This is a genomic window from Nostoc sp. UIC 10890, from assembly GCF_054786515.1.
Map to the genome: position 1 here is coordinate 3,015,976 of NZ_JBSGKF010000001.1, position 18,331 is coordinate 3,034,306.

Consider the following 18,331-nt stretch of genomic DNA (forward strand, 5'->3'; position numbering starts at 1 on the left):
GAAAACCTCGATTTGTAATCGCTAGGGCTAGGTGTAACTTAGATTGCTAATGCTCGTTTTTCTAATGGTAGTTCAAAGCGATCGCCTGGTTTTGGCTCAAGTACCCGTGTCGCCAGATTATTTTTCTCAAGTAAGGAACGAAATTCTTCAGCAGTTCCCTTAGTCTGAATGAGTTTCATCAGCAATCCTTCAAAGGACACATCCCCACCAGCCGCCGTAGGTAATATTACTTGAGGATGTAACGATTTAACTACTTCCAAAGCACTATTTTTACCTTTAATAATCGGCCCAAGCACAGGCAATGTCATGTCAATAAACGGTGTAATCACGACATCGATAGGTGCAGATTGCTGAAGTTGTGGAGAATGATAACCGTGAGGCTCGTAGTATACAGTTAGACCACTCTCCAATTCTTTGAGGAGATAACTATTTTCTACCAGAGTAGGGCCAATGGGCGAGCCGGGGAAAGCTTTGATTTCAACTTGATTATTTAAACTGAAAGTTTCACCATGAGCCAATACTGTAACTTGGGTGTAACCTAACTTCTGTACTACCTTGGCTGCATTGGGAGAGGCTACAACCTTGATGCTGTGGTCGAGTACCTGAAGCGTTGGTGGGTGAGCGTGGTCTTCTAAACCTTGAGAGAGCAGAATCAAATCAATATTATCTGGGATTGGGCGATTTTGCGATCGCGAACCTTTAAATAACCAATCCAAATTGCTGAAAATTAACGAACCTACCAGCCAAGGGTCAATCAGTATTCGTTTTCTGCCGATTTCCAGTAACCAAGAGTTGCTGTCGAACCAAGTTAAAAACATAAATTTTGTGAAGATAACGCCTACCTTCATTATCAATCGTGTCAGCTTTCTATGTAAGCACTGAGGTCAATACCTACATTCGTCCGCTCAAGTCTACACACGGAGTTCTTTTTATGTCTGATCTTGGTTTTACTCACATTGCACTTGCAGTCAGTGATGTTGATGCAAGTATCTCATTTTATGCAAAGTATGCCCAGATGACAGTCGTGCATCACCGCATTGATCAAGCGACTCAATCAGATGTTGCTTGGATTAGTGACCTGACTAGACCTTTTGTAATTGTCCTCATTAAAGTACCTAAAGTAGAAGGCGCACTATTACCACAATCCCATCTTGGGGTAGCTTATCAGAATCGTGGGGAAATCGATCGCCTGTGCAATGAAGCACGCAATGATGGAATACTGTTGGCTGGACCAAATGACTGGGGTCATCCGGTTGGTTACTGGGCTTATCTTCAAGACCCAGATGATCATACACTGGAAATTTCCTATGGTCAGGAAATTAGTTTTACAGTTGAGCAAGCTAGAGACGCGATTAATCGCGTCTCTTAAAAAAATTGGTGTTACTTTTTGCCAGGGGTGCGTCCACCTTCATCGTTACTACCACCGTGAGGACTGGAATTGCCTGGGTCACAGCCCTCAGAACCATTACCAATTCCTTGGTTGCAATTGCGACGTGGTTTGACGCCCTCGGTCGAAGTTTCAGTCTGTTCCTCCACTGCAACTTGTTGTTGTCCAACAACATACTGCGAAGAGATGTTTGCTACCTCTCCGGTGCTAGATAAGGCTTGGTATAGCAAAGCAGATACTTCAGACCTGGTTGCAACCCGTTCAACATTTAGCAAGTTTGTATTGGGATAGTTGACGACTATACCGCGTTGTGTAAGAGCAGCAATCAGACTGCGATATTCACTACGAATAGTAGTTGCATCGCTGTAAACAGATAAGATTGTATCCGTGGAACCACTACTTTTATAATTTAATCCTCGCGCTAATGCTACCAAAACGTCAAGGCGAGAAAGGCTTTGGCTGGGATTGAAATCCTTGCCAACAACAGCGTTTAAAAAGCCCATTTGATAAACTTCGCTGATGGCATTGTAAGCCCAATATTGAGTTGAGACATCTTTAAATGCGATCGCTCGACGAATTTTCCCCTTGGTAAAGGCTTTCCGTAGCATTGCCGCAAATTGAGCGCGAGTTACTGGTGCATCTGGGCGGAAAGTTCCATCAGGAAAACCTTCGAGAATTTCCATCGAGGCCAACTCGGCAATAAAATCTTTAGCCCAGTAGTTTGTGGAAACGTCAGAAAACCCAACCTGGAGAGCGCGAGACATTCCAACTTGGCGATAATTCATCAGCATTTGGTTGACATCATAGCTAGAGTTATCGCTGACTTCAATCACCTGCACCAAACTGCCAGGAGTCGCTTGCAAAGCCTCTGCTAAGTCGGAACTAAAGATGCTCACGAACGACTGACGCACTAAAGCATACTCACCCTGAGTGAAAGAAACGGGATAAACGCTGGTTCCCGCAATTGTTGATAAACCTTCTACTTGGAACTGACTACCTTGGAAGGTTTGGGAACTGCTTAGGAAACTAACACGTTGGTCGCTGACTTGGGTGAAGTAGTCGTAAGTGGTAGTACCTGCGTCAATAGTGCCGTTTTGGTCAGCATCAACACCATAAACAGTGCGAACGACTTGGTATTCTGTAGGTTTGGCTGACAAAATCAGGTTAACTGTGGTGTTTGCCGACAAACACTCAAATTCACTGTAGCCAATAAAGCGGTTTTCAATATCATACAATCGCACGACGATGCGATCGCTGGCTTTTAACCCCTTAGCAAATTTTGCTTTTTGCTTAATCTTGTACTTGTAATCACCTAAAAACCGCTCTTTTAAATAGCCCTTGCCACCTTTACTCTTGACAGAAATGCGAGCAATCACCTCTGACAAGTTACCAGATGGTTCCCAAATAGCAAGACTAAAACCTGTTTTTTTTCCTTTTGCAGAAACAGTACTATTGCGGCTTTCTGTGGTGATGGTTTGCCGCTCAATAGTAGTAGTACGACTCCTTCTTTCTACTTCCTTATCGGCTAAAAGTGGTTGACCTGTGGAATGATCAGATATTTGGGCGACGGTGGTAGAGAATCCTAAAGTTGCATCGGCAGAAGCTATTGGTGAAAATATTGCCACAGAAGTTGCAGCCAAAACAAACTTGCTGATTTGAGCAAAGTAACTTTGATTCATGTATTTCATCTCACACTACCATTCGTCTAAAAAGTCATAGGGGTATTTGGTATCCCTCGACTTATTAATCCCTTGGGGTGGATGGAACTAACAGCACTCAGCACTATTTCGGTCAGAGAACATTACTATATTAAAGAAACACTTTATTAATCTTAATAATGACTGTAACGACACAGCAGCTTGCAACTCAAGACGCTTTTGAAAAATTCTTTTGGAATTGGCAGGGTTACAAAATTCAATACACTGTTATGGGCACTGGACGCCCTTTGGTACTGGTTCACGGCTTTGGTGCTTCCATTGGACACTGGCGCAAAAATATCCCAGTTTTAGCTGACGCTGGCTACCAGGTATTTGCTATAGACCTTTTAGGTTTTGGCGGTTCTGATAAAGCGCCGATTGATTACAGTGTGGAAGTTTGGGTGGAACTGTTGAAAGATTTCTGCACAGCACATATACATGAACCTGCTGTATTTATTGGCAACTCCATCGGCGCACTGTTGAGCTTAATTGTACTGGTTGAACATCCAGAAATTGCTGCTGGTGGTATTTTAATTAATTCTGCGGGTGGGTTGAGTCATCGTCCTCACGAATTGAACCCGCCGCTACGGATGGTGATGGCAACTTTTAATCGGTTTGTGCGATCGCCAATTACAGGTAAATTTGTCTATAACCGCATTCGCCAAAAAGCCCAGATTCGCCGTACCCTTTACCAAGTTTACCGCGATCGCCAAGCCGTCACCGATGAATTAGTTGATTTACTTTATACTCCCTCTTGCGACCCAGGAGCGCAACAAGTTTTCGCATCCATTCTCACAGCACCTCCTGGCCCAAGTCCAGAGGAACTATTGCCCAAAGTAGAACGTCCTATATTAGTGATTTGGGGTGCCGATGACCCTTGGACACCAATTACCGGGGCCAAGATTTACGAAAAGGCGCGTGAGAATGGCAAAGAAATTAAAATTGTTCCCATTCCCAATGCCGGTCATTGTCCTCACGATGAAGTTCCAGATGTTGTCAATGCCCAGATTATCGATTGGCTGGCACAATATCAAGGGTTCTAAATTAGAAGTTAAGAGTGATGAGTTAAAAGTTAGAACTAAAAAATTATTAGAAGTTTTACTCCTAACTCCTAACTCACAATTTGACACTCAGTTAGTCAATATAGTAGTTCTCAATTGCATGAAATACAGACCTAACCCCCAGCCTCTTCCCTGCTAGCGTTGGGGAGTAAGACTTAAAGCCTCTCTCCTAAAAGGAGAGAGGTCAAAGTGTATTGCTTCCATTCGAGAACCGCTATAATTTCATGCCTAGACTCAAGACGAGGGCCAACTGTCCATCAACAACACTTGCATATGACATTGAGCAAAGTGTCCGTCATCAAGAATAACTTTGTGCCTATGCACCTCGGCGTGTGCAAGGTAAAAATGCGGCTAACAATCTGGGTGAGTCACTCTTATTTTTTATTGCATTTTGAAAAAATCAAACTCATCTGGTGAATGTAATGGAGCTTGATGTGCGTAATGAACAAAAAGGAATAATTCCCTTAAGTCATTATCCAGATTTTTCCCAACAAGGCTATCAAGTCATCAGCGAACTAGGACGCAACCGAGAAGGGGGACGCATTACTTATTTAGCTAATGTCCTCAACTCTAATGAACAGGTGGTGATTAAAGAGTTTTGTTTTGCTCATGCAAGTGCAGATTTGTCAGGCATAAAAGCCTATGAACGCGAAATTGAAATCTTGCAACAACTGAATCATCCCCGCATTCCTCGCTATGTAGATTCCTTTGAAATACCAGGGGTTTTTTATATGGTGCAGGAATATAAAAATGCCCCATCATTGGGTATAAGACGCAGTTTTCATCCTGAAGAAATTAAGCAAATTGCTTTGTCAATCTTAGAAATTTTGGTTTACCTGCAAAAGCAAGTTCCCTCAATTATTCATCGGGATATTAAGCCAGAAAATATTTTGGTTGATGAGCAACTAAACGCTTATCTGGTTGATTTTGGTTTAGCTAGGATACAGGGTGCAAAAATAGCTCTTAGCAGCTTTGTAGCTGGAACTCCAGGTTTTATGCCACCAGAGGAACAGTTTGGTCATCCTCTAACAGAAGCATCAGATTTATATAGTTTAGGAGCAACGCTAATTTGCTTACTTACTAATACTCGTTCTGCTGAAATTGGCAAATTAATTGATGATAACTATCGATTTAATTTTCAGAAATTAGTTCCTCAAATCAGTCCACGTTTTCGGTTGTGGTTGATGAGAATGGTAGAACGTAACCGGAAACGTCGCTATGCCAATGCATCTTTTGCTTTAAAAACACTTCAACGAATTCAGGTTGTTGGTACTGCCACTGGGATAGATACTTTAGTCACTACAATCAAACCTAGAAAACGAGCTACAGTACTGGCACTAGCCACTGTCATTACATTGGCTGCGATTGGGGCAACTTTGATGAGTTGTCAGCCTGGTGATACAGTTAGGCAATTGCTGGAAGCTACAGAATGTCAAGGCTTTGATTTCAGCTCAAGTTGCCAAGAAAAAACCAGACGTTAACGAACTTTGGGGGTTTAAGTCCCCAGCAAGACAGGCAGCGCGTTTTGGGACGGGGATTTAGACCCGGCCCAAAACGTAATTGCTCTCTTCTCTACGAGACACTCCGCGAACGTAGCGGTAGCGAGTCCGCGATAGCGAAGCGTTAGCGACGCAGGAGCGTCGCGTCATTGCAAATTGTTTTAATTCCGAGCGATACCTTCTTCACGCGCTGCACGTTGTACAGCAGCAGCAACAGCAGTGACGACACGCTCATCAAAGACTGACGGAATAATATGTTCCCGATTCAAATCTGAAGGCTTGACTAAGGAGGCGATCGCACTTGCAGCTTCTAGGTACATTGTGGTGGTAATTGTCTGTGCCCGACAATCTAAAGCACCACGGAATACTCCAGGAAAAGCTAACACGTTATTGATTTGATTCGGATAGTCACTGCGACCGGTCGCGATGACTGCAACATCTTTACTGATTAATTCTGGCTGAATTTCTGGAATCGGATTTGCCATTGCAAACACAATTGCGTCTTTCGCCATCGAATGCACCATTTCTGGTGTCAAAACTCCTGGTACACTGACACCAATAAATACATCTGCGCCTTGCATCGCACCCGCTAATGTACCCTGAGCTTTCACAGCAAATTCGAGTTTTTCTTCTGTCAAATCGGTGCGACTAGTAGAGATAATCCCTTTAGAATCGCACATCCAGATTTTTTCTGCTCCAGCTTTCCTCAGTAACCGAGCGATCGCCACTCCAGCCGCCCCAGCACCGTTAATCACGATGCGGATTTCCCCCATTGCTTTATTTACCAGCTTTAGAGAATTGAACAACGCTGCCAAGGTAACAATCGCTGTACCATGCTGGTCATCATGAAAAACGGGGATATCTAACTCTTGGCGCAATCTTTTTTCAATTTCAAAGCAGCGAGGTGCAGCGATATCTTCTAAATTCACGCCCCCAAATACCGGAGCGATATTCTTAACTGCCTGGATAATTTCTTCTGTATCTTGGGTAGCAAGGCAGATGGGAAAAGCATCCAGCCCGGCAAATTCTTTGAACAGCATTGCTTTGCCTTCCATAACTGGGAGAGCCGCTGCTGGGCCGAGATTTCCTAAACCCAAAACGGCACTACCATCGGTAACAATAGCGACAGTGTTTTGTTTAATGGTTAAATTGTAAACTTCCTCTGGGTCTTGAGCGATCGCTGTACAAATTCGACCGACTCCGGGCGTGTAAGCCATTGCTAGATCGGAAACACTCTTCAGAGGAATTCTGCTGGTAATGCTGATTTTGCCACCACGATGCAAATTAAAGGTGCGATCGTAGACACTGAGTAACTTGATATCTGGCAATGCTTTGACTGCTTGCACAATGGTTTCCGCGTGTTCGGTACTAGCAGCATCCACAGTCAAATCGCGGGTAGACTCTTTGCGGGTTTGCTCAATTAAATCAATTTGACCGAGATTACCACCAGTGATTGCGATCGCCTGGGTTACTGACGCCAGCATCCCTACACGATTAGGAATCTGCAAGCGCAGTGTCAAACTAAAACTAGAATTAGGAGTTAGGTCTGCCATGTTGATTTTGGATTTTAAGTTTTAGATTTTATATTGAATTGAGACAAAAACTAAAATCTGAGATTTTTTAGTCAGTGGAAACACAATAAATTTAAACCCTTGGAATAACCACCAGCAGTTAGTTTACTCACTGCTCACAGTTTTGATAATTATTTTTATTTATACCAATGCATTTACTAATGTAAATGAGTAACAATTTAGTAATTGTACCCAAATACACCAGATATTTTTTTAAAATTTTAGCTGTGTAAATCTTTGTATAACTAGAGCTTCATAAAAAAAGCGCCCTCTAAACAGAGAGCGCGGTGAATTTCAAATTACAATTAACCATGTATTGCAGGTGCGTAGGCGTAGCCCGTCGTAGACATCGTTGCCACAGGCAATGCCTCACCAGCCGCCAAATCCAAGGGGAAGTTGTGAGCATTGCGCTCGTGCATTACTTCTATACCTAAATTGGCGCGGTTTAGCACATCTGCCCATGTATTAATTACATGACCTTTGGAGTCCAGAATTGATTGGTTAAAGTTGAACCCGTTAAGATTAAATGCCATCGTGCTGATACCTAATGCCGTTAACCAGATACCAACTACAGGCCAAGCGGCTAAGAAAAAGTGCAAGGAACGCGAGTTGTTAAAGCTAGCATATTGCCAGATTAACCGCCCAAAGTAACCGTGAGCCGCTACGATGCTATAGGTTTCTTGTTCTTGACCAAACTTGTACCCATAGTTTATAGATTCAGCTTCAGTTGTCTCTCTGACTAGAGAGGAAGACACCAAAGAACCGTGCATTGCTGCGAAAAAAGCACCACCGAACACCGCAGCTACACCGAATTCATGGAATGGATGCATCAGGATATTATGCTCGGCTTGGAATACCAACATGAAATTAAAAGTGCCGCTAATGCCAAGAGGCATCCCGTCAGAAAAGCTACCTTGACCAATTGGGTAAATTAAGAAAACCGAAGTTGCAGCAGCTACAGGAGCAGAGTAAGCAAGGCAAATCCAAGGACGCATCCCCAGACGATAGCTTAACTCCCATTGCCGACCGAGCCAACAGAAGATCCCAATCAAGAAGTGCAAGACAATTAGCTGATAAGGGCCGCCGTTGTAGAGCCATTCATCCATTGAAGCAGCTTCCCAAATTGGGTAGAAGTGCAAACCAATGGCATTAGATGTGGGTACAACAGCACCAGTGATAATGTTATTGCCGTATAATAAAGAACCAGAAACTGGCTCCCGAATGCCGTCAATATCGACGGGGGGTGCAGCAATAAAGGCAATAATGAAACAGATAGTAGCGGTCAATAGGGTAGGAATCATTAAAACGCCGAACCAACCGATATAAAGCCGATTGTCGGTGCTAGTAATCCATTGACAAAAACGATCCCACAGGTTGCCGCTTTCGCTTCTTCCGAGAGTGGTGGACATAACTGTGTTGTTTATAAATCGCTGACAACAAACTTCCCCAATTCTCAGGAATTGAGACTTGTACTGTTTTCAATGACTTTCGCCAAATACTTTCTCCCTATTCGCCGGAACTCTCTAGAATTACCTCACACCAACAAATGCTATTAACTAACTTCCCCAGGGAGATTGTGTGAAAAAGGGGAAACTTTTACCGGCTCATATATCACGTTTTACATGAACAATTTGTATTTTTCAATTCATTTGTATTAAGTTTTACTAAGCTAAAGGCTCAACAAACTCCGTGTGTTCTTAGGAATTTAAACCTTGTTGCAGCACTGCTAAAACTTTCGTCATATCGCCTATAAGTTTTTATTCTGCGTTCACAAATTCCAAATACCCCTTGCTAAGTTCTTTCACCGCCAAATCATAAAATTGCTTACCGTGTTCTGGCGTTGCTAAATCCGGATTTGATCCCATGCGTCCATCTGGATAATGTACTCGAAAGTCAGCTGCGCTATAAATCCTATGTCCACTTGCAACTTCTGGTGAAAGGGGTGCTTGCTTAATCGCCTCTGGATAAACGTACTGAGTGAGGGCTACTTCACTTGGCGTTGCATGAGAACCTTCTTGATCCCCATATAATTCTTTAGCTAGCTTATATACAGAACCACACATAAACCAGTTTGCAACTTGACATTGCACCTGTTGAGCATTGGGAATCTGCAAATCTTCTAAATGAGCGTAAGTTTCTGAAAAAGCCGCTTTGAGGGTAGCGATGTTCCCGCCGTGTCCGTTAATAAAGTAGAATTTGCTAAAACCAGCTTTGGCTAAACAAGTTACATAATCTCGCACTACTTGAATCAAAGTGCTGGGACGCAGACTGATTGTGCCAGGAAAAGCAGTATGATGCAGTGCCATACCCACATTGATTGTAGGGCCAACGATCGCTTGAGTTGCATCACCAACACCAGCTGCGATCGCTTCTGCACAAATCGCATCAGTGCCAATTAACCCCGTTGGCCCATGTTGTTCTGTGGAACCAATAGGGAAAATAATCCCCTTGGATTGCTGTAAATAAGCTTCAACTTCTTGCCAAGTACTTAAATGTAGTAACACTGTTAATGATTTTCCTCAATAAAATTGCCGTGGGATCAAACATTTTTCTGCTAAAGAGCATATAAACTCCCACTAATACGATTATGAACTCCCAAGATTCCCTGTGGTAGCGATCGCACAATAGACTTCTTGCAAAAGTCGGGGTAAAGGGGAAGGGGAAAAGGGTAAAGAAACTCAAAATCCTTTCCCTTTAACCTTTACCCCTTTCCCTCTCTTGCAAAAATATGTTTTTGCAAGAGGTCAAATATCCAATATCCCCAACTTCTTTGGGAAGTCGGGGATCATTATCTACTGCCAAATTTTGAGAAAATGGGACTATCTATTTTTTATTGAAAGCGGCGGGAAACTCCATACCACAAGTGGCGTGGAGTTTTTCATGAATATTGTTTAGGGAATGGAATCGCAACGAGTTTCGACAGATATAGGACTAATATTTGATTTCTGAAAAAACTCAGTACAACTAAGAAGCCTTCTTGACTGTTGCCTGTTGCCTATTGCCTATTGCCTATTGCCTGTCTACGCAAATTCGTTCAGAAATCAAAGCGGATTCCTATATGGATATAAGCAATTTACGGACTCTGCCATTTTATCCTACGATACTCGCCGCGAACTTCCCTATAATACAAATCAAAATTGAGTGATGAGATGTTGATTTTCTGGATCATCAAGAAAACAAGGGGGATCAATTTTGAATCTTGACTAATCAAAGTAATAATGCTTCTTTACGTCCTTGGTAATTTCCCATGTGCAAGACATACCAGCGGGAAAAATCACTAAATCGCCTTTACCCATTTGCACTGGCTGTCCACCATCAGGAGTAACAACTACGTCTCCTTCCAAAAAGTAACAAGTTTCTTGAGAATCATAAGTCCAAGGAAATTTTGAGACTTCCTTTTTCCAAACTTCCCATTTAAATACACCTAATTCATTGAGATGTTCTTGTCTGGGTTGACGCTCAATTTTAATTTCCATATAGATAGTGTTTTCTCTAGTGATGTTCAGCAGTAGGATTGAATATCCTCTCCACACTGATCTACTAGATAACACAAAGCGCGAAAACGCAAGTAGACAAGTTCGTTATAAAGCGGATTGAGTTTGCACATTGGCGGAATGTGACCTATTATGCGACCAAAAAGCATGATATCACGCTCGAACGGACACTGGGCGGGGATCAGTTTAGCAATAAATTTGGCGAATTTCCGATTCTGAATCTCAATTTTGTCCAGCCATTGACGTAATGGTTGCAGTAAATCTAATTTAGGTTGAGCAAATTGCTTTTTACTACCTATTCGATTCTTTTCTTCTAAAGGTTTAATAAAAGCAGGCAGAAAAATACGCTGATTATTTGTTTTAAGCATAGTTTTAGGCAAGGTTTTCCTTGTGTAGATGAACTATTTGCCGATTGGGAATATTGCCATGTAATCTGTCTGGTCATTTTGCATTGTGAAGATAACGAAGACAAGCACAATGCAAAGATTTTACATGCATCTCTGGAGAGAAATGGTTTAACTAATTGTTATTTAAACCCACCAAATCATCAAGAACTGTCCCGTTAAATACAAAATAACAAAGAAAATATAAAAATGGCATTTCTTTAACTTATGGATTGCTAATCTCAAAGATAGCTATCTGATATATTGAATATAAATTCCTGGTTCTGAAACTGCCTAGTATCTGGAGATGTAGTTTATGGCAGACAAATATAGTTTTTTTCTCACCCCATATACATTTCGCTAGGATTAGCCCCTAATGTCTTTCGATTTTAGGGTATTTAATGTCCATAAATTTGTCTGATATACTACATAACCTAACCTAGATATTATGTAAATCAGTAGCAAAAAATTTTTTGATAAGTCCAAACTAAATATTAGGACTTACGCAAGGGCGTGGGGCAAAATAGTTATAAGTTTTGAGTTCCCAGTGCTGAACTCCCCCATTGCCCTATTGTGAAAAACTTATTTTTTAAAATGTCTCAAGCCATAACGGTCTTGATATTTGCTGATATAGTCTACATTCTGTTGCTCTAATTTTGACAGTAATCTAAGTGGAAATGCTTTTGGTAAATATATAGGACGATACCAAGATTGGTTATTAAAATAATCTTGTAATTCTGGAGTATCAAAGCGGCGTCCATGAATGGCAAAAACCGAATTTCGCATTATATCAAGTTCCAAACCGTCTTTACCATCCAAATCTGCATCAGTTACCCGTCTTTGGGAAAGCCATAAAAAATTGTTGACGGCGGTGGTATCTACTGGTGGTACTGATGTCGTTGAGGAAGGTATAGATTGAATTGGAACAGATGGGGTAGTTGGTGTAATTTTGGGAGTTTCTATCACCGGGGTGGTGACATTTGACGGTGTTTCTGAAGGTAATACCGTTTTGTCTGTTATGGGTTGAGAAGATTTTGGTAACACTTGACTAATAATCACAGATGCACCAATTAATCCACCTGCAATCAAACTACCCATGAGGATATTATTCTGACTATTACCACTTTGAGGGCTAGGCTGTGGTTTGACTGGTACTGTCTGAGGTGGTGGTGCAGAGACTACAGTTGGTTGAGTCAAGAGGGGTTGCGTCGGTGGAATTGGATTTGCTATGCTCTGCAAAGCATCCAGCATTGCTCTGGCTGTAGGGTAGCGATCGCGCGGATGATAAGCGATCGCTTTATCAATTACTCCTGCCATAATTGGGCTAATATGACCAGCATACTGTCGCCAAACAATTTCACCCGTCTGGGAATCGGTTTCTAGTTGCTGCGCCTGTTTACCAGTCAGCAAATAAATTACCGTCATTCCTAAACTGTATAAATCGCTAGAAAAAACTGGTCTACCTGCGGCTTGTTCACTCGGCATATAGCCAGGTGTACCAATCACAATAGAACTGGTAGGATTGCCTTGAGAATTTACTACTGTTCCCATTGATTCCCGCACAGCACCAAAATCAATTAGCACCGATTTACCATCTTGATTACGCACAATGATGTTATCCGGTTTAATATCGCGGTGAACGATATGCCGAGAGTGGACGTAATCCAGGACGGGTAGTAAATTCATGAATAATTCCTGGACAGCACGTTCACTAAATAGCCCCTGCTTCTGAACTTTTCCAGTTAGGGTATCGCCTTCAACCCACTCCTGAACTAAGTAAAATTGTCCACCAGAGGAGAAGTAGGCATACAATGCCGGGATTTGGTCATTTGCACCACCAAGTTCTTCAAGAATCGCTGCTTCGCGTTGAAACCTCTCTTGCACTAACTGATAAATTTGGGGATTGTTGTGAATCGGTCTTAATTGTTTAACCACACAAGGACGCTTTGAAGGCATATACGTATCTTCTGCGAGATAGGTTTCACCAAACCCACCAGCACCCAGTGTGCGGATAACTTGATAGCGATCGTTTAGCAGCTGTATTGTCATGGGAGATTACAAGTGATATTCATAAGATAGTTTTCCCCAAAACTACCTTCATTTCAAATCTAGTAAACCTTCTTCTTTCAATTTAGGATTGAAGCGAATTTCCACTTGCAAACCTCGCATTTCTAGTAATTGCTTTGAAATTTCTGCTTCTACTCTCCGCGCCACATTTTTAATAATTTTTCTTGTTGCTAATTCATCATTAGCTGGATTTTGATAATTTGCCTGTTCTTCAGGTGTCATTACCACCTTGACATCAATGGGATTAGTCCATTTTTCTTTGTTATCTCCATTTCCCCAAGGTACACTGCCATTTTCAGCAATCCAAGCATTTTCAGTATTTTCTAAAATTGTGCGACTAGGGCGTTCAATAGTTTGAACTTTAACCCAATAACATTGCTGTGGCTGACGGACTAAATGTTGTTTGAGGCTAAGGTAAACATCACGAGAGTAGCCTACAAATTGGAGTACTTTTTCTTGGTCAAAAATCGCATATATCCCGATTTTACCCTGAAATTGTTCGGGCAATTGACCTTGAGCGTCAATATAAGAAATATATTCTAGGGTTGCCAAAGAAGAAAGATTTGTTTCAGTAGCCATACATCAAATATCAAACTTGCTATTTGCCTTCAAAAGTGAAAATTGCTTAAATTGTAAGAATTCAGGATTCAGAATGGGCTAAATGCCCCGCTATCGCTAACAGGAGTCAGGATTCAGAATAGTTAAATAATTAGGATAAAATTTGATCCATAAATTTACTATTCATGCTGCATTCTTTTTAAATTCTGAATTCTGGATGCTGAATTCTTGAATTAAATTTATCTTGAAAATTAACCATTACCCAATTTCTGGTAAATTGCACAAAGGCGACTGGGTTTAAAAATCTTAGCACTAAACATGAAATTTGGTGGTACGTTGATGATGGCATATTCATCAGATTCATGATACTTTTCAAATTCTGCTGGCATTCCTTTAGTGGTAGTTAAGCTGTAAGGAACTGGTTGGAAAAGTAATTCTGTAAATTTAACTTGCTCACATCCCAACTGTTGAGAAATTTGGTTTAAGAAAGCAACGCTTGTCAATAAATTGAATAGAGTTTCTTGGGCTTGTGCTTCAAGAGTGAAATTGCCATCAAAGTTCTGGACGATTTTCAGGGGCATTTTCTGTATATGTAGTTATTAACGACTAAGTAATGAGAGAAAATAGGCAACATGTTGCACATAGTCATCTACTTTTTTGTGCAGATGAGCTTGGTAAAAAATTACCACTTTAAGATCAGCCTATTGGATTGTGGGACTTCTGTCAGCTACACGAGGAAGCTAGCATGGTTAAGAATCGTGAAGTTTAGCAGATTCTTATCGATAGGTGATTTTTCCTTAAATAACAGTCTGAAACCGTCTTTAAATTACGAATTATTTTAATATGGTGAGTCAAGCGCAGATATTACAATGGTTGCAGGCATTTGCAACAGAGATAGAACAGAATAAAGCCTATTTGACAGAATTAGATGCTGCGATCGGAGATGCTGACCACGGAATCAATATGGATCGAGGCTTCAAAAAGGTAAGCGCTCAGTTACCAACTCTTACAGACAAAGACATCAGCAGCATTTTCAAAGCCGTGAGTATGACCTTGATTTCTTCTATTGGCGGTGCCAGTGGCCCTCTTTATGGCACCTGGTTTTTACGAGCAAGTACAGCAGTAGTTGGTAAGCAAAAATTAACAGAACAAGATGTTTTAGGGATACTCCAAGCAGGCTTAGACGGCGTGGTGCAACGTGGAAAAGCCCAACTAGGAGATAAAACAATGGTGGATGTGCTATCTCCGGCTGTAGCCGCTTTTGGGCAGGCTGTAGAAGAAAGTCAGGGAACGCTGGAAGCTATGCAACAGGCTGTAGCAGCAGCCCAAAGGGGATTGCAAGAAACTATACCGATGCAGGCGAAAAAGGGACGGGCTAGCTACCTGGGGGAACGCAGTATTGGACATCAAGATCCAGGAGGGACTTCTGCTTATTTGATGTTGAAGAGTTTGTTAAAGGTATTAGAAAGTTCCGGGGAATAAAAAATTTTCTGAAATTATTATTCTTTTTCAGGATAATGACATTAAGCTATGCGCCTAGAGTATTGATGGCGCATGAAGATGTTCTTGAAAAAGCAGCCAATATGACATCAAGTGAATCGAATGAAATTAATGCTGTTGAAGTGAATGGCATCCGGTTTGAAACTTTAGTACCGGAGCGAATGTTGTGCTTACCAAAAAAAAATCTAATACAGAAACTTTTGAGCAATTTGGAATTTTTATTACCAATACCGCCAGGATATTTTTCTCCTAAATATTCTGTACAGATTGGTATACGGATTACTAATAACACCTTAACTCCTATTAGGTTTAGCTTTTATTTCACCTTATTTCCAGAACTTGTGAATGCACACGGTCAAATTCCATTCGAGGGTGGTTGGATTAGAGCTTCAGCATCTTTAGAATCTGATTACCCTCTCGCTATGCCAGGAGAGAGTGTAACATACTTTCCTGAGATAAAATTTTTTGGGACTTGGGGTAATCGATTTGGACTTAGTGTCGCCAGTGGAGATAGTGGTACATGGTTTTTTCAACCACTAAAGTCGGATAATTATCAGTTTCGATTTCTTTATAACAATCAAAATGAAAAGGAAACAATGTACAGTTCTACAAGTAAAGATATGAGCTTAATAGAAGGAATTTGGACGGGTGAAGTATTAACTCCGTTTGTGGAGTTACATTTAGCCCAGCTTTGAAGTAAAGCTTTGTCGCAGATAATCACCTAACAACTCCAACTTATCTAATTATCTGATTGACAACAGATGCACTCTGAATACGCCATTTACCTCGTTGTCGAATCAAATCATACCGAACTCGCAAATTATCGTTAGAAGAGTTTTTAAACTGACCATTTTCATATAACTGCGTCACTTCCTTAACCGTAGCTTCCACTGCGGCACGATCTGCAAATAAATCAATTCTCTCAACAGATTCCACCTTCAGACTATGCTCGTACTTCCGGTATCGGTTGTCTGACCTATCCTGTTGAGCAATCAGCCGCCATTGAGACAAAGCTGAACCAGTTAAAATCTGCTCTAAATTATTAATCTCATGATTCGGCCCTAAAGCTGCGGCTTTGGTAGATAGCCAAGTGCGAATCACTTCCTCTGCCGTTGTATCTGTTAAAGGCCCATCTAGTGCTTGTGGTTTACTATTTCGAGGAGGAATAAATACTGGTGGTTGATTTATTTCTACAAACAACTGTGAAGTAGGTAGAGGTGGTTTGGGGAAAAACAGATTTTTTAACCATCCAAAAGTTGTTGTGGCTAATACCCCGAAAACTAATATACTCACCAAAGAAATAAACACTCTCCATACCAGCCGTGTTTTACCTTCGATAGTGTTAGGAAAAGTTCGCCGTCGTCGGGGACGACGAGAATGAGGACGATTATCTGGTATACGCCCTCGGCTAGTAGATGGAGTAGGTTTTCTCCGTCTGCGCTTTTGATTATTAGTGGGTGCAGCAGTCTTAGCTGAACCGTTCAAATGTTGATTAGAGCCTCTGCTCATCCTTTCAGCAGCAGGAATTTCTGATTTTACACTCCCTGATGAATTCCATATATGTGATGAAAAGTCTGAATATTCGGGTGTTTCTTTTGTTGGTGTTTCTGGTAAATCTGGGTTAGGTATTTTACTGTGATTAAATTGCGCTGAAGTCTTAGTTGAATTGTTGCGGACAGGGGGCTTATTTGTCTGGGTTTGGGGAAAATACTGGGGGTTAATTACAGCCCATTCATTAGTTGTTTCTGCATCCGTTGGCAGTGCTTCTAAATAAGCTTGCACCTGTTGGTTAGCAAAGTAATCTTTTAGGAAAGCTTGCTGGTTTGCTAAATCTCGAAAATGGGGAAATACTTCGTGTTGCAACCACTGTTCTGCATATAGACACAGCCCTGGTAACAAATCTGGAGAGTCTTGAGATTTTTCCCGAATAAAAGCTAAAGCTTCGTACTCCTGACTAAGTTCTAAAACACGAGTCGCTTCTTCAGTTTGTCCCAAGAGTAATGCACATAGCGACTGTTCTAAATGTACATCTTGGCGTTTACCCAGACGCATGAGCATTTGTCTTGCTTGACGAATTAAAGCAGGTTGCCGTTGAGCAAATCCCCTTGCTATCAAGGCATAAACAGCCAAGTAAGTGGCGACAGCAGAATTGCGTTTGCTTTGGGCTTCAAATAACTTGTGCTGCTCTGCAACTGTTAAATGGTTGCGTAACTGCTGAATAAATCGCAGAAAGTCATCTATGTTTAAACCAGAGTCATCATTGTTCGTGCCATCAATCCCGCCACGATCTTCTAAGAGGTTTTGTAATAATTCCAAGCCTTGGTTTCGTTCGGCAGTCTTTTCTTGAGGTAGTGCCAACAACTCCAAAATTCGATATGGCCGCAATTTGTAAAGATCCGCCTGAATTTCTGCCTGGACACTAGCGAACAACCCTTCGCGCACTAACAATTCTTGACCAGTTTCTAGAGATATGGCGGCATTTTCATAGTGACCTTGTTGCCATTGTTCGCGACCTAATTCTAGACAAGCAAGGGCGACAGTGAGAACGACATCAGGATGTTCAGCACTTTCCTGTATTTCTTCGTCTGCTAAATTATTGCTTTTTCTTGCACTTGTAGCACCATTTTTATTTACTAGGTACGGACGACCTAGTTTCAATACAAGTTCGTATTCTCCTAACTCTTGCAAAATTAATAAAGCGCCAACTAATTCGTCTTGGGTAATTTCGATACCCAAACTCTGGGTGTTACTACCCCTTTTGGTGCTTTCTGGTGGACGATTTTCCAGTGCTACTGCGGCAGCAGCAAGGTTATCAGGGTCATAGGCGTGGGCAAGATAGAGATGATCGTAGGTACTGCGTTGTTTTGGATCTGATAAAACCACGTAAGCTTCTTCTATGAGTTGTTTACGAGAAGAAATTGCTGCCTGAGAATACTCACGTCGTGGCAATTGTACAATGCGATCGCTGTATGCCTGTCGCAATTGTTCTTCACTTGCCGCTAACGGTAGTCCTAAAATTCGGTAGTAATCTAGCGGAATTCGCACAGCCTACTTCCCCTGCACCGTGATCAACATAATTCACCTAGAGCTTTCCAGGCCTGTAAAACCGTGCCA

The 18,331-nt window shown here is 41.6% G+C and carries 16 protein-coding genes; 5 read left to right on the top strand and 11 right to left on the bottom strand.

Features of this window, described 5'->3' with window-relative positions; translation table 11 throughout:
• Positions 1 to 38: 38 nt before the first annotated feature.
• A complete protein-coding gene (locus ACWATR_RS11995; protein WP_460332496.1) occupies positions 39 to 818 on the bottom strand; it encodes an MBL fold metallo-hydrolase in 780 nt (259 codons plus the stop codon).
• Positions 819 to 931: 113 nt separating this feature from the next.
• Between ACWATR_RS11995 and ACWATR_RS12000 the strand changes: the two genes are divergently transcribed.
• Positions 932 to 1,369 carry a VOC family protein gene (locus ACWATR_RS12000; protein WP_460332498.1) on the top strand — a complete coding sequence of 146 codons (438 nt, stop codon included), beginning with the start codon at positions 932 to 934 and terminating at the stop codon, positions 1,367 to 1,369.
• An 11-nt stretch (positions 1,370 to 1,380) separates the two neighbouring features.
• Here the strand turns inward: ACWATR_RS12000 and ACWATR_RS12005 are convergent, their stop codons facing one another.
• Complete coding sequence (locus ACWATR_RS12005; RefSeq protein WP_460332500.1) at positions 1,381 to 3,066, bottom strand: S-layer homology domain-containing protein; 1,686 nt, start codon at positions 3,064 to 3,066, stop codon at positions 1,381 to 1,383.
• Positions 3,067 to 3,224: 158 nt separating this feature from the next.
• Here ACWATR_RS12005 and ACWATR_RS12010 point away from each other — a divergent pair, with 158 nt between their 5' ends.
• Positions 3,225 to 4,127 (top strand): alpha/beta fold hydrolase, encoded by a 903-nt coding sequence (locus tag ACWATR_RS12010; RefSeq protein WP_460332502.1) that lies wholly within the window; start codon positions 3,225 to 3,227, stop codon positions 4,125 to 4,127.
• A 440-nt stretch (positions 4,128 to 4,567) separates the two neighbouring features.
• Positions 4,568 to 5,626, top strand: coding sequence for a serine/threonine protein kinase (locus ACWATR_RS12015; protein WP_460332504.1), 1,059 nt, complete (start codon positions 4,568 to 4,570; stop codon positions 5,624 to 5,626).
• 179 nt (positions 5,627 to 5,805) lie between these two features.
• Here ACWATR_RS12015 and ACWATR_RS12020 read toward each other — a convergent pair whose 3' ends face one another.
• The 8 genes from ACWATR_RS12020 to ACWATR_RS12055 form a co-directional block, all read right to left on the bottom strand.
• Complete coding sequence (locus tag ACWATR_RS12020; RefSeq protein WP_460332506.1) at positions 5,806 to 7,197, bottom strand: malic enzyme-like NAD(P)-binding protein; 1,392 nt, start codon at positions 7,195 to 7,197, stop codon at positions 5,806 to 5,808.
• A gap of 323 nt (positions 7,198 to 7,520) precedes the next feature.
• Entirely contained in the window at positions 7,521 to 8,624 is a 1,104-nt protein-coding gene (psbA, locus tag ACWATR_RS12025; RefSeq protein WP_460332508.1) for a photosystem II q(b) protein, read from the bottom strand.
• Positions 8,625 to 8,972: 348 nt separating this feature from the next.
• Positions 8,973 to 9,719 carry a creatininase family protein gene (locus ACWATR_RS12030; RefSeq protein WP_181932087.1) on the bottom strand — a complete coding sequence of 249 codons (747 nt, stop codon included), beginning with the start codon at positions 9,717 to 9,719 and terminating at the stop codon, positions 8,973 to 8,975.
• Between the two features lie 699 nt (positions 9,720 to 10,418).
• Complete coding sequence (locus ACWATR_RS12035) at positions 10,419 to 10,691, bottom strand: cupin domain-containing protein (protein ID WP_181932088.1); 273 nt, start codon at positions 10,689 to 10,691, stop codon at positions 10,419 to 10,421.
• A gap of 26 nt (positions 10,692 to 10,717) precedes the next feature.
• Positions 10,718 to 11,077 (bottom strand): Mo-dependent nitrogenase C-terminal domain-containing protein, encoded by a 360-nt coding sequence (locus tag ACWATR_RS12040; RefSeq protein WP_460332511.1) that lies wholly within the window; start codon positions 11,075 to 11,077, stop codon positions 10,718 to 10,720.
• Between the two features lie 597 nt (positions 11,078 to 11,674).
• Positions 11,675 to 13,141, bottom strand: coding sequence for a protein kinase domain-containing protein (locus ACWATR_RS12045; protein ID WP_460332513.1), 1,467 nt, complete (start codon positions 13,139 to 13,141; stop codon positions 11,675 to 11,677).
• Positions 13,142 to 13,189: 48 nt separating this feature from the next.
• A complete protein-coding gene (locus ACWATR_RS12050; protein WP_460332515.1) occupies positions 13,190 to 13,738 on the bottom strand; it encodes a GIY-YIG nuclease family protein in 549 nt (182 codons plus the stop codon).
• A gap of 230 nt (positions 13,739 to 13,968) precedes the next feature.
• Complete coding sequence (locus tag ACWATR_RS12055) at positions 13,969 to 14,298, bottom strand: hypothetical protein (RefSeq protein ID WP_460332517.1); 330 nt, start codon at positions 14,296 to 14,298, stop codon at positions 13,969 to 13,971.
• Between the two features lie 262 nt (positions 14,299 to 14,560).
• Between ACWATR_RS12055 and dhaL the strand changes: the two genes are divergently transcribed.
• Both dhaL and ACWATR_RS12065 read left to right on the top strand, forming a co-directional pair.
• Positions 14,561 to 15,199, top strand: a complete 639-nt coding sequence (dhaL, locus tag ACWATR_RS12060) for a dihydroxyacetone kinase subunit DhaL (RefSeq protein ID WP_460332519.1) — start codon at positions 14,561 to 14,563, stop codon at positions 15,197 to 15,199.
• 35 nt (positions 15,200 to 15,234) lie between these two features.
• Complete coding sequence (locus ACWATR_RS12065; RefSeq protein WP_460332522.1) at positions 15,235 to 15,912, top strand: hypothetical protein; 678 nt, start codon at positions 15,235 to 15,237, stop codon at positions 15,910 to 15,912.
• Between the two features lie 40 nt (positions 15,913 to 15,952).
• Here the strand turns inward: ACWATR_RS12065 and ACWATR_RS12070 are convergent, their stop codons facing one another.
• On the bottom strand, positions 15,953 to 18,262 hold the full coding sequence (locus tag ACWATR_RS12070) for an IMS domain-containing protein (RefSeq protein ID WP_460332524.1): 2,310 nt from the start codon (positions 18,260 to 18,262) through the stop codon (positions 15,953 to 15,955).
• Between the last annotated feature and the right edge of the window lie 69 nt (positions 18,263 to 18,331).